16 protein-coding genes are annotated in these 12466 nt (G+C 40.5%); 11 read left to right on the top strand and 5 right to left on the bottom strand.

Annotation, left to right across the window (positions count from 1 at the left end):
• Positions 1-145: 145 nt before the first annotated feature.
• Positions 146-523 (bottom strand): hypothetical protein, encoded by a 378-nt coding sequence (locus tag TY49_RS13100; RefSeq protein ID WP_084135468.1) that lies wholly within the window; start codon positions 521-523, stop codon positions 146-148.
• Between the two features lie 543 nt (positions 524-1066).
• Here TY49_RS13100 and TY49_RS13090 point away from each other — a divergent pair.
• Positions 1067-1939 carry a polysaccharide deacetylase family protein gene (locus TY49_RS13090; protein WP_041966363.1) on the top strand — a complete coding sequence of 291 codons (873 nt, stop codon included), beginning with the start codon at positions 1067-1069 and terminating at the stop codon, positions 1937-1939.
• A gap of 77 nt (positions 1940-2016) precedes the next feature.
• Here the strand turns inward: TY49_RS13090 and TY49_RS13085 are convergent, their stop codons facing one another.
• Positions 2017-2451 (bottom strand): DUF1885 family protein, encoded by a 435-nt coding sequence (locus TY49_RS13085; protein ID WP_041966362.1) that lies wholly within the window; start codon positions 2449-2451, stop codon positions 2017-2019.
• Between the two features lie 159 nt (positions 2452-2610).
• Between TY49_RS13085 and TY49_RS13080 the strand changes: the two genes are divergently transcribed.
• Positions 2611-2910, top strand: a complete 300-nt coding sequence (locus tag TY49_RS13080; protein WP_041966361.1) for a DUF3055 domain-containing protein — start codon at positions 2611-2613, stop codon at positions 2908-2910.
• Between the two features lie 456 nt (positions 2911-3366).
• The gene (locus TY49_RS13075) at positions 3367-3489 is read left to right on the top strand and encodes a GapA-binding peptide SR1P (RefSeq protein ID WP_023615067.1); all 123 of its coding nucleotides are present in this window, start codon (positions 3367-3369) and stop codon (positions 3487-3489) included.
• 198 nt (positions 3490-3687) lie between these two features.
• On the opposite strand, the gene TY49_RS13070 is transcribed toward TY49_RS13075, so the two are convergent.
• Positions 3688-5157, bottom strand: coding sequence for an aminotransferase class I/II-fold pyridoxal phosphate-dependent enzyme (locus tag TY49_RS13070; RefSeq protein ID WP_041966360.1), 1470 nt, complete (start codon positions 5155-5157; stop codon positions 3688-3690).
• Between the two features lie 223 nt (positions 5158-5380).
• On the opposite strand from TY49_RS13070, the gene TY49_RS13065 reads away from it, so the two are divergent.
• Positions 5381-6340 (top strand): NAD(P)H-dependent flavin oxidoreductase, encoded by a 960-nt coding sequence (locus TY49_RS13065; protein ID WP_041966359.1) that lies wholly within the window; start codon positions 5381-5383, stop codon positions 6338-6340.
• Positions 6341-6449: 109 nt separating this feature from the next.
• The gene (locus TY49_RS13060) at positions 6450-6737 is read left to right on the top strand and encodes a UPF0223 family protein (RefSeq protein ID WP_041966358.1); all 288 of its coding nucleotides are present in this window, start codon (positions 6450-6452) and stop codon (positions 6735-6737) included.
• Positions 6738-6903: 166 nt separating this feature from the next.
• Here the strand turns inward: TY49_RS13060 and TY49_RS13055 are convergent, their stop codons facing one another.
• Positions 6904-7524: a YktB family protein gene (locus tag TY49_RS13055; protein WP_041966357.1), complete on the bottom strand. Its 621-nt coding sequence runs from the start codon at positions 7522-7524 to the stop codon at positions 6904-6906.
• Positions 7525-7689: 165 nt separating this feature from the next.
• Between TY49_RS13055 and TY49_RS13050 the strand changes: the two genes are divergently transcribed.
• The 3 genes from TY49_RS13050 (at position 7690) to TY49_RS13040 (ending at position 9439) form a co-directional block, all read left to right on the top strand.
• A complete protein-coding gene (locus TY49_RS13050; protein WP_041966356.1) occupies positions 7690-7884 on the top strand; it encodes a YkzI domain-containing protein in 195 nt (64 codons plus the stop codon).
• Positions 7885-8180: 296 nt separating this feature from the next.
• Entirely contained in the window at positions 8181-8984 is an 804-nt protein-coding gene (locus TY49_RS13045; protein ID WP_041966355.1) for an inositol monophosphatase family protein, read from the top strand.
• Positions 8978-9439, top strand: a complete 462-nt coding sequence (locus TY49_RS13040) for a GNAT family N-acetyltransferase (RefSeq protein WP_041966354.1) — start codon at positions 8978-8980, stop codon at positions 9437-9439. The genes TY49_RS13045 and TY49_RS13040 overlap by 7 nt, the downstream gene beginning before the upstream one ends.
• Positions 9440-9521: 82 nt before the next feature.
• Here the strand turns inward: TY49_RS13040 and TY49_RS13035 are convergent, their stop codons facing one another.
• On the bottom strand, positions 9522-9707 hold the full coding sequence (locus tag TY49_RS13035; RefSeq protein WP_023615059.1) for a YlaF family protein: 186 nt from the start codon (positions 9705-9707) through the stop codon (positions 9522-9524).
• Between the two features lie 152 nt (positions 9708-9859).
• Here TY49_RS13035 and typA point away from each other — a divergent pair, with 152 nt between their 5' ends.
• Genes typA through TY49_RS13020 form a run of 3 tightly spaced genes read left to right on the top strand, consistent with a single transcriptional unit; the run spans position 9860 to position 12334 of the window.
• Complete coding sequence (gene typA / locus TY49_RS13030; RefSeq protein ID WP_041966353.1) at positions 9860-11695, top strand: translational GTPase TypA; 1836 nt, start codon at positions 9860-9862, stop codon at positions 11693-11695.
• A 19-nt stretch (positions 11696-11714) separates the two neighbouring features.
• Positions 11715-12029 (top strand): YlaH-like family protein, encoded by a 315-nt coding sequence (locus TY49_RS13025; RefSeq protein ID WP_041966352.1) that lies wholly within the window; start codon positions 11715-11717, stop codon positions 12027-12029.
• An 11-nt stretch (positions 12030-12040) separates the two neighbouring features.
• Entirely contained in the window at positions 12041-12334 is a 294-nt protein-coding gene (locus TY49_RS13020) for a hypothetical protein (RefSeq protein WP_041966351.1), read from the top strand.
• Positions 12335-12466 lie beyond the last annotated feature (132 nt).

The raw sequence follows: 12466 nt of genomic DNA, 5'->3' as shown, positions 1-12466 counted from the left end.
ATCCTTTCCATCAGGAAAGGATTTTTTTATGTTTTGGCTGGTTTCGATTATTACATAGTATGAAAGTTACAAACCTCATAATGAAGGGCTTCGGGGCTCATATTCTTCCTGCTCACTAACTAATACTGCATTCGAAACGAGAGCCTTATTCATTATTCAAGACAGCTGAAAGAGGTTCGATAATCTGATCCTTTGTTACATTGCCATTCACATTGGCAAGTACTTGGTCCTGATGGACGACCAGGATTGCCGGGAACTGTTTTACCTTAAAAAGGTCATAGTATCTATTGGCGTTTGCTGCGGAAATGACGACAATTTTATCAAATTCGGCAGGATATTCTTTCTTTAATTCAATAATAGCATCATAATAGGATGCTTCTTGTTTATAGTTCTCATCATCGGAAAAGAAAACGACTTGTTTTATATCTTTATTTAGCTCTAATTGATCTGAATCGTTGACTGGGTTGCATGAAGCCGTAAGAAATAGGAACGTAGCGACAAAAACAAAAGACAAACTTTTCATTTATCTTTGCCTCACTTTTTTTCGGATTATTGTTTCACACGAGTAACTGGTTGTCCATATTCTATCACAGCAATTTCCAAAAGAATGGAATGTTATTGAATTGTTACATAAATGAAAAATATCCGCACCAACCGGACATATACTAGTAAAAAGATCTGAATGTTTATCTTACCGTGACTTGGGAAAAAGATAATTTAGACATGGTGGTGGAATGTTTGAAGGTGTATACAGTATTGTTGCTTCAATTAATTATCTGGAGTGGATATACCTTAATAGAATGGCTATCCAAACATGATCATCCGATTTATAATGGTATTATGTTCTTGGTGTTTTTCTATTTAGCAATAATAATAGGCAATACTATAGTGAAATCGGCGAGAAAAACCTTTTTCATAACGGTCTTGAGCCTTGCCATTTATGTATCGTTTCATATGACAATGTCTATTATTTCTTCTATCTAGATTTCCTTATTATACCGAGCAGTAAAAAACAGTTTATCCATCAGCTTTGCCAGCAAAGAGTTACTAGCAGGAGGGGAAAGTCTTGAAAAGAACGTTATTATTAGCGATTTCAGCTTCGATTATTTTGGCTGGATGTGGAGCCGCAGAAGAAGCGCAGAAGCCAACCGGTACAAGTAAAGAAGATACAGAACAAGTCCAAAAAGAGGAAAAAGCCGCAGAAGAAAAGCCAGAAACAGAAGGTACTGTAACAGCTGAGGACTCTTCTGAAGATGTTTCACAGAGCGAAGAAGTAATACAAGCAGCACCTCAGTATGAAATGAAGAGCGATTTTTCTATCCAAAATATCGATAACCCTGATGAACAAATAGTTTTATTGACAATTGACGACGCGCCAGACAAAAATGCTCTCGAGATGGCCAAAACGTTAAAAGATTTGAATGTAAAAGCCATCTTTTTTGTGAATGGCCATTTCCTTGACACTCCTGAAGAAGGGGAAGTCCTGAAACAGATTCATCAAATGGGCTTTCCGATTGGAAACCATACATATAACCATAAATCGTTGAGAGATTTATCAGAGGAACAACAAAGGAAAGAAATAGTAGACCTTAATGACAGGGTCGAGGAACTCATTGGCGAAAGGCCGAAATTTTTCAGGGCTCCGTTTGGAATGAATACTGATTATAGCAAGCAGGTAGCTGCTGATGAAAAAATGCTGCTTATGAATTGGACCTACGGATATGACTGGGAAAAGGATTATCAATCAAAGGAAGCTCTCGCGGATATTATGGTTAATACACCATTGCTCCGGAATGGCGCGAATTTGCTGATGCATGACCGGCAATGGACAAGCGCGGCCCTTGGTGATATCGTAAAAGGCCTGCAAAATAAAGGGTATAAGATCGTTGATCCAACTCAAATCGAAACTCCAGCAAACAAAGAAACGGCTGCTCAATAGCAGCCGTTTTTGGTGTTTAAAAATTTCTTCTCATGGTATTTGGTGGACGGGTTTCCGAAAGTTCAAATGGAAATACTTTATTTACGTGGATAGAAGTACATAACCCTTCCATTGAATAAATGGAGCTCTCCCTGTAATTTTTTACCGATAAATTTACTGAATTCATTTGCTTTTCCCTTATCGCCAGCAGTTGCTGTCGGCGGCAGGGTAATTTGTATGTATGATTGCTCGCGTTCTGTCCCGTCTTCGTCGGCAACCGTTTCTTTATCAACGCCGATTAGAATTGCATTATAGCGGTCTTGGGATGAGTGCAGATAAAACCATGTGCCTTTTCCATCCTCTTTTTCCTTGAGATCATAAGGAAATGCGGAATTTTCGTAATTCCAATCAACCTGGTCGCCTGTTTTAGCGGTTATTTCCTTATAGTAATTAAATAAATCCTTCAGATCCTCAGTGGAAATGGCTTGCTGAGATGATGATGGAACAAGTTTGATATAAGCATTACTAGACATCGTCCAATCCCCTTTTCCTATCTATTCCTCATCATTTTATCACTCCTGAAAAAGCATTGACAATAGAATAAAAGCTTTTTAGCTTCTTATGCACTTGCCTTTTTGTCAAAAATAAATTATAATAATATTCTAAATATTTAATTAAAAAGGAGGAGGCACATGGAACTATTCGATAAGCTTTATGATGAGCACGAAAAGGTTCACGTCAGGTTTGTGGGGTTCACTACTTATGATACTCGTTATGACTTTGGGATCGTGTATACCAATATGTTTTTCGGGAAACCTCTTGTAGTTTGCATGCAGACGGGGCGTTCAGCACTCCTCGACCCTAAGGACATTGAAGACGTAGAATATTTACAGAAAGCATTCCATATTACAGAAGTCCGGCAGGCTGAGGACCTTGCATTATTTTTCAATGAAGAATTGCCGACAGCCCCGTTCCAGACTCAATATGAATAAGCTGGGGAGAAGAGCAGGCCAAGTAGGCCTGTTTTTAGTTTGTAATTAATTGAGGAAGGCTGTTTTCGTATATATTGTTGTTAAAATCCTAAAGCCGATTTGAACGTAATATATATCCATTTTGCAGGTCGGTATTAAGATTGTATGCTCTTTTCTCATAAGAAGCGTCAACTTTTCGAAGGAATATAGGTGATACACTCCAATATTGTATTCAATAGCAACAAAGTTTGAGAAATGAGCCTTGAGGAAAGAATAATAAATCATTTTACTTTTCGTTAAAAATGTCATACTAATTGTTAATAATACATATATTGTGGGTACATATAACAAAAAATACCTAATAAAAATAAAAGTGTTATACAGTTTAGGCTTGAAATCTTAATAGTGTTATATTATTATATAATTAGAAATTGATAAAGCGCTTTCAAAATTCAAAACGAAAAGGAGTTTGAAAATATGGGCACAATCGTCTGTCAAACTTGCAATGCAACAATTGACCATTTCGAAGATGAGAAAGTAACGGTATTATATTCAAAAAAATGTAACTGCTGCGACCATGAAGGTGCAGAGGAAAGATAAGAATAGATAAAAGGGCATGCATGCTGCATGCCCTTCTTTTTTACAAGATAAGGAAGTTTTAATTTTCACTTCGAGAATTGTCTAGCTTCAGCGCCTAGCCCCTCGAGTCGCTTCGGTCTGCCCAATGAAGTCAAAGAACGACTTCAGTGGTCAGACCTCCAGCGCTTGTCGGGGCTGAACAAGGCGCTTGCGCATTTCTTATCTGATTGCTTTGTGTTCCTTGATTACCCGGAATGATTTAAGTTCATCATCTTCTGGGCCTTGTACTGGAAGACCGGCTTCCATATTGGTCTTGATATATATAAGGTTTTCTTTGGTGATGATTTCTCCAGGAATGAAAATTGGAATCCCAGGTGGATACACCATAACGAATTCTGCAATGATACGTCCTTCCGATTCCTTAACAGGGACTACTTCAGTATCCGCGTAGAACGCATCCCGAGGTGTCAACGCCAATAACGGAATGTCAGGAAGCATAACTTCTGCATGCACTTTCTCAGCAAGATGGTGGAATTCTTTTGAAAGTTCACGTAATGCCTGAACTAGAATCTCAGCTTCTTTTTGAGTGTCACCAGGGGTGATGATGCAAAGGATATTGTACAAGTCTGAAAGTTCAACTTCGATATTATATTTCTCGCGAAGCCAATTTTCAACCTCATAGCCAGTAATATTTAAATCCTTTATGCTTATTAGTACTTTTGTTGGATCAAAGTCGTAAGTAGCGTTCGTTCCCAGCAAGTCTTCTCCCGGGCAATAAAGATGCTCGATGTCGTTGACCTGTCCCCGGATCCATTGTGCTAAATTAATGGTACGGTCGATGATGTCTCTGCCTTCAATAGAAAGTCTTCTTCTCGCGGTATCCAATGATGCGAGCAAGAGGTAAGAAGTAGAGGTAGTCGTCAGCATGCTGATGATTGATTGAACGCGCTTTGACGATACCAAACCTTCTTTTACATTTAGGATCGAGCTTTGAGTCATTGATCCTCCAAGCTTATGGACGCTAGTTGCCGCCATGTCCGCACCTGCTTGCATAGCTGAAAGCGGCAGGTCTTCATGGAAGTGGATATGGACACCATGGGCTTCATCCACAAGAACTGGGACATCGTAAGAATGGGCTATCTCAACAATTTTTTTCAGGTCAGCTGCAAAGCCGAAATAAGTTGGATTGATTACAAGCAGACCTTTTGCATCTGGATGTTGCTCAAGCGCCTTCTCAACTGAATCAGTTGAAATTCCGTGTGAAATTCCGAGCTTCTTATCTATCTCAGGGTGGATGAAGATTGGAATGGCACCGGAAAAAACGATTGCGGACATAATCGATTTATGCACGTTTCTCGGTACGATGATCTTATCTCCAGGTCCACAGACTGTCATGATCATGGTCATGATAGCGCCGCTTGTTCCCTGTACTGAAAAGAAAGTATGATCAGCACCAAATGCTTCAGCGGCCAGCTCCTGAGCCTGTTTGATGATGCCTTTAGGAGAATGCAGGTCATCAAGGGGCCCGATATTGATCAAATCGATAGAAAGTGCATTATCACCAATGAATTCTCTGAACTCCGGGTCAATCCCGCTTCCTTTTTTATGACCTGGAATATGGAACTGAATCGGATTATTTTTTGCGTGTTTTAATAGGCTGGTAAACAACGGTGTCTCTTTTTGTGACAATTGATGATCACACCTCTTTATTGTATTAGATTTCCTTATTTATAGGGTTATGATTAGGTTTTGCTTTTAAAAAAATAAAACACAAGCATTATAGCATTAATCAAGGTGTTTGCAAAGAAATTCAGAATATCAAGAAAGTCCTTAATCAATAAATTTAAGAAACAGGAAAAACAGCAGTGAAAATAGAAGTTATATCGAAACAAGCATGAGAGGGAGAGAGAGTATGAACTGGAATACTGATGTAACGAATCTTTTAGGTATACAATACCCAATTGTCCAGGGAGGTCTTGCTTATCTGGCTTATTCAGAATTGGCCGCAGCTGTTTCGAATGCTGGGGGATTAGGCCAGATAACGGCAATGTCCCTTCCTGATCCTGATGCGCTAAGGAATGAAATACATAAAGTGAGAAAGCTGACTGACAAGCCGTTCGGAGTCAATTTTGCGATTGGCCAGCATGGCCGGCCGTTTTCGCATTATCTGGATGTAGCTATTGAAGAAGAAGTTCCTGTTATTTCGATGACGGGTGGAAACCCGTCACCGATTTTTGAACAGCTAAAAGGAACAAATATTAAAAAGCTTGTTCTTGTTGCTGCGAAAAGGCAGGCGCAGAAAGCAGAGGAGTTGGGAGCGGACGCAGTCATGGTTGTCGGCCAGGAAGGTGGCGGACATCTAGGAAAGAGCGATATCGGAACGATGGTGCTCATTCCATCCGTTGTTGATGCTGTTAACATACCTGTAATCGCTTCGGGAGGAATTGGAGATGGTCGAGGACTAATGGCGGCATTGAGTCTTGGGGCTCAGGGCATTGAAATGGGAACCCGCTTCATCGCTACTCAAGAATGCGTCCATGCGAATGAGCTGTACAAGCAAAAGCTTGTTGAAGGTACCGAAAATGATACTACTGTAATAAAAAGATCCCTCGGGATGCCAGCAAGAGCGATTGCCAACCCATTGACGCAAAAGATCCTCGAAATTGAGAAACATGGCGGGGGTTATGAAGAATTAAAAGAGCTGATCAGCGGAACAGCAAACCGTAAGTATATCTATGAAGGTGATGATGAAAATGGGTTCGGATGGGCAGGCCAGGTGATGGGATTAATTAAGGATTCTCCTACAGTAGCTGAGCTATTTGCCAGAATAATCAACGAAGCTGAAGAAATAAGAACGAAATGGGGAAGATGAACCTGCGATTTCCTTGCGCTCTAAAATAAATAACGGTAAAATCGATTAACAAACAAGGAATGCACTGGAGCAGAAGGTTCCTGTCATTGCACAAAAAGCAGGTGAAATAATGGAATACCAATATCCAATTGACTACACATGGTCCACAGATGAAATTGTTGATGTCATCCACTTTTACGAATGTATTGAAAAAGCATATGAAAAAGGAATCGATCGGGATTCATTGCTTAACGCTTACAGGCGCTTTAAAGAAATCGTACCAGGAAAAGCTCAGGAAAAAACACTTTTCAATGAATTTGAAGATGAGAGTGGCTACGTACCGTACCAGGCAGTAAAAGCAATCAAAGAAACCGGGTCAGGTGAAAAGATTAAAGTAGTTCAGAAAAGGAAAAAATAAGGTTCATATAATAATGGAGAAAGAGCCCATGCAAAATGGGCTCTTTATTTATGTTTTTCTTCGGAAAGTGTGAGGTTTCGACCAGGCAGTGAGATCATCGAGCGAGTTCGCTGTCAGGTTGCTTAGCGATTGTCGAAAATGGGCGTTCGCCTACGCATTTCATGGTTTATGCCAATTTATATAGGGGTAATATTTCTTTAAATACAAACTCAATTTTTGAAAGCATTTCTTCACCGCTTAGTTTGACGGCTTCCTCACGAGGAATGTTAAGACCACATAGGATTTCAGCTTTTTTAACGGTTTGAAGGCGCTTGAACATTGAGAGAAGGTCTTCCTTGGAAAGCTCACTGTGAACCCTGGCTTCAGGCTTCATATGATCGATTGACCAATAGAAGTCCTTAGGAATGCGTGTGTAGATGGAATGGATGTTCTCTTCAAGTTTTTTACCGATTGCTTCTTTCTCAGGTGCTTCGTAAATAACAGCAAACCAGATAAAGACATGGGTTTCCCACAAACCAATCTGGAAATGAGGCAGCATCTTATAGCCTCTTGAATTACTGGCGAAAGCTACCCACGTGTCTTTAGGCGGATTCTTCGTTCTCCGGGCATGTTTTGCAACATGGTAATGCATCTCATCACCGGCAATGCTTGAAAGCGTGGGAGCGAAGTGCCGGCCGAGGTCTTCCAGCTTAGGGCGTATCTGGGATTTTAAGGCATCCATTCTTTCGTCGAGACCGTCTATTTTAAAAACATCGAAATCTGCTTGTTCAAATCCTGAAAATGACAATATAAAAACCTCCTAGTACTTTGTCAAATATTGTAGCAAAATCTTTATAAAAAAAGAAGCGACAGGCATTTTTTGAGTCCTAGGTATACGCACAAATTTGTACCACAGCCAAAAGGAAATTCATACAATAATAAAAAACAGAAATTAATAGAGGAGTGTAAATTAATGAAACAACTTATAAATTCAACAAGGAAGAAAAATGGTGAGCTCCAAAGAACAGCTGTACTACGTTTGGAGATGGATTACGAATTAGCCACCCTTTTTGACGCAATGACAGATGCCGATAAATCGAAAATGAAAGAATGTAAACAAAAACTCGAACGAATTCGACAAGAATTATTACGTTTAAAAGCTCTATAATAGCTAAGTTTTACGAAAGAATAAGGTATTATATGATGGTGAGAATTATCGAAAACTGCAGAAATCGAGACACTTGACGAACTCCTGTAATGTTGATGGAGTTCGTTTCTTATGTCCTAGTGACAAAGGGCATGAAAAGCTTCTATATGGTCATTAACTTCTTAAGGACTTTTGCATGTTATGGAGATGACAAGGGGAATCCTAATACTTGATGAAAACGAAGCTAATCCTATAAGCTAATATAGATTCCAAAAGCTTGAGTGAACGTGAAAATATATGAAACGGGGGAAAGCTGAATGGAACATAATCTAAAAGAAATTTATACATACGCGAAAAGCTGGGTCAAAGAGGCTGGTGAAAATATCAGGGCTTCTTTTCCAAAGACTTTAAATGTTACTTCAAAATCCAATCCTAATGACCTGGTTACAGATATAGATAAAGAGACAGAGCAATATTTTATCGAGAAAATCAAAGGTACTTATCCGGATCATCGAATCATGGGTGAGGAAGGGTATGGAGATGAAGTGAAATCTTTAACAGGGGTCGTGTGGATTATCGATCCAATCGATGGAACAATGAACTTTGTCCACCAACAGCGGAATTTCGCCATTTCAATCGGCATTTATGTTGATGGGGAAGGAATGATTGGTCTTATCTATGATGTCGTCCATGACGAACTCTATCATTGTGTAAAAGGCCAAGGAGCTTATTTGAACGAAGTATCTATTCCGAAACTTACTGAAGCAAAGGTGAGTGAGGCAGTTATTGCTCTCAATGCAGTCTGGGTATCTCCTAATAAACGGATAGATCACGAACTGCTCATTCCCCTTGTCAAAGACGTGAGAGGGACTCGGTCCTATGGTTCAGCAGCCATGGAAATGGTGTACGTGGCAACGGGGAGAATCGATGCTTATCTGACCCCAAGACTTGCACCATGGGATATTGCAGCTGGTATCATCATTATAAAGGAACTTGGTGGAGTAACTACTGACCTGCGGGGAGAAGAGCTGGATATGCTCCAGCAGAATTCATTATTTGTTTCAAAGCCCGGCCTGCACGGTGATATCCTGAAGAATTATCTTAAGGATGGAAAATGGTAATTTTAACTTGGCGGCAGTTTAAAAGCTCAGATCTGCCTTTTTTTGAGGACCTTATATCTACGAGTTCAAAGTGGAGTAAAAATGAGTTGCAGGGTTTGTCCACAGAAGAATACATTGAGCAATATGATGGCTTGTCTGGTGAATGGAGAGTTTGGGAAACGACAGGAAGGCTTGTGGCAATTTCTTTTCATGTGGAATCCGCCCCTTCCAACCAAAAGCCATGGCTAGGTACAATATTGGTAAAAGCGGAGGAAAGACGGCAAGGAATCGCATCAGCGATTATGAACCATCTCTCCGACGAATTTAAACTGAATGGGCAAAAGGCACTTTTTGCCGCTGTTCCATTCGATGAATACGAGTGGTCCAACTTCCTTACAGACTGCGGCTTTGAACAATTCAAAACAGAAGAAAATAAGGGCGAAACCTATTTGATCATGGTCCGCCCCCTCGAATGACCGGCTGAAATGAAATCCAGCCGGTTTTATTATTAAATTGTACTTGCTAGTGGTTGATTAAAGCACTTGGACTTTAATTGAATTAAAGCTCTCCTGCTTCTCTCATCTTCTTTTTTTTCTTAAAACCGAATCCCATTACGAATACCAATGCGATAATACAGGCGAACGTACCGGCAACACTTCTTTCACCAATGGCGATTCCAATACCAATCATGCATGAAGCTGCTGCAAATGCGAAAAATAATAATGGCCATTTTATCTGATTCAAGGTGAATCCCCCATTCGACATTTGGTGCAAATAATAATATATTTAATTGTACATTAAAATGCCTATAGGTTTCCACTCTTATTGTGTTATAATATGTAAGTTGTGTAAAAAGCCAATAGATAAATTATGATATTAAAGGCAGGGTGACTTTTTTGAAATTAAGAGAAGATATTAGAAATATAGCGATCATTGCCCACGTTGACCACGGTAAAACGACATTGGTCGACCAGCTTCTGAAGCAATCAGGCACATTCCGTATAAATGAGCATGTGGAAGAGCGTGCAATGGATTCAAACGATTTGGAAAGAGAACGAGGAATTACGATCCTCGCGAAAAATACAGCTATTGCTTACAATGATAAGCGTATTAATATTCTTGATACTCCTGGACACGCTGACTTTGGCGGCGAAGTTGAGCGTATCATGAAAATGGTTGACGGCGTATTGCTTGTTGTCGATGCATATGAAGGCTGCATGCCGCAAACGCGCTTTGTTTTGAAGAAAGCTCTTGAACAGCATTTAACACCAATTGTTGTTGTTAATAAGATTGACAGAGACTTTGCTCGTCCTAGTGAAGTTGTTGATGAAGTCCTTGACTTGTTCATCGAACTTGGTGCAGATGAGGACCAGCTTGAATTCCCAGTTGTTTATGCATCTGCAATCAACGGTACTGCAAGCATGGATCCTGAAAAGCAGGATGAAAACATGCAGGCGCTGTATGAATCCATCATCGACCATATTCCAGCACCGATTGATAACAGAGAAGAGCCTCTTCAATTCCAGGTTGCCCTTCTTGATTACAACGACTATGTGGGCAGAATCGGAATTGGCCGTGTTTTCCGCGGTACAATGAAGGTTGGCCAACAGGTAGCATTGATGAAGCTTGATGGCTCAGTAAAACAATTCCGTGTAACGAAGATTTTTGGTTTCTTCGGACTGAAGCGCCAGGAAATCCAGGAAGCACAAGCTGGTGACCTAATTGCGGTTTCCGGAATGGAAGATATCAATGTCGGTGAAACAGTGTGTCCATTCGACAATCAGGATCCACTTCCGGTTCTACGAATCGATGAGCCTACACTTCAAATGACATTCCTAGTCAACAACAGTCCATTCGCAGGCCGTGAGGGTAAATACCTCACTTCTAGGAAAATTGAAGAAAGACTTCGCGCGCAGCTGCAAACGGACGTTAGTCTTAGAGTTGACAATACGGATTCACCTGATGCCTGGATCGTTTCAGGACGTGGAGAATTGCACTTGTCTATCCTAATCGAAAACATGCGTCGTGAAGGCTATGAGCTTCAAGTGTCAAAACCTGAAGTTATCGTAAGAGAAATTGATGGAGTAAGATCTGAGCCGGTTGAACGCGTTCAAATCGATGTTCCTGAAGAACATACAGGATCTGTCATGGAATCGATCGGTGCACGTAAAGGTGAAATGCTCGATATGATCAACAATGGAAGCGGACAGGTTCGATTGATTTTCAATGTACCGGCACGCGGACTTATCGGTTACACAACAGAATTTTTAACATTGACTCGCGGATATGGTATCATTAACCATACATTCGACAGCTACCAGCCAATGCTTCAAGGCCAGGTAGGCGGACGCCGTCAAGGTGTTCTAGTATCAATGGAATCAGGAAAGGCATCTACTTATGGTATCATGCAGGTAGAAGACCGCGGAACGATTTTCGTTGAGCCAGGAACTGAAATTTATGAGGGCATGATTGTTGGTGAGCACACTCGTGAAAATGATATTACCGTTAATATCACGAAGGTAAAGGCAGCGACGAATATTCGTTCTGCTAATAAGGACCAGACATCTGTCATCAAGAAGCCAAGAATCATGACTCTGGAAGAATCTTTAGAATACTTGAACGATGATGAGTATTGCGAAGTTACTCCAGAATCAATCAGGCTCCGTAAAAAGATTCTTGATAAGAATGAGCGTGAAAGACAGGCGAAAAAGAAAAAATTCGCTGAAGCTTAATTAAGTAGGGGGAAGAAGTATGGATGTAAGCCAGAGATTATCATTTTTTGCAGCGCTTTTCAGGGTTGATGAGAACCCGACGGTTGGCATGTGGATGCTATATCTAACGATTGCCGCATTGAGCATCCTTGTTTATAAGCTCGGATTTGCCCAGAAGCTGCCGTTGCTAAAAAGTATCATCATCTATGCGTTTCTATTGCTTGGCTCTACAGTCCTTACCTTCCTTGCTATTTTCCTTCCCATCACGGAAGGACTTGTGGTGGCTGCACTCATCCTGATCATCTATAAGCTCAGGCTGCGACAGCATAAAAAAGCAGAAGCAAATGTCAAATAGGAGTTGGCGATATGAAATCACTCCAAGATGCAATTTATAATTGGCTTACAATCAAAATTGTCAGCGACGCTCGGCCAGAAGATACAGCAGCTCAAGAAACTACACAGTTATTTGATCAAATTCTTGCCGAAGAACATGATGTTGAATCAAAAGAATTAAAACGGGACGCACTAATGTATTATGTCACTGTCGTGCAGGAAGGTAATCCTAAAGAATACCGCTTCCCACGTGACCTGATTGAAGTCATGCTTGATCAAATCAGGCAAGAACCAGACAAATACGTAACCTATCCTGAAGAAGACTGAAAAATCCGCCCGGAAATGGGCGGATTTTTTATTTTACTAGGAAATTATAAAATAATTTCAATGTGGATTACTATTAGTCAAGAAAGGTACCCTTATAGAGGAGGAGATGCTTGCATAAGGGTATCATTAGTC

This window comes from Mesobacillus selenatarsenatis SF-1 (assembly GCF_000813125.1).
GTDB lineage: Bacteria > Bacillota > Bacilli > Bacillales > Cytobacillaceae > Mesobacillus > Mesobacillus selenatarsenatis.
This window is presented reverse-complemented; position numbering and strand designations above follow the sequence as displayed.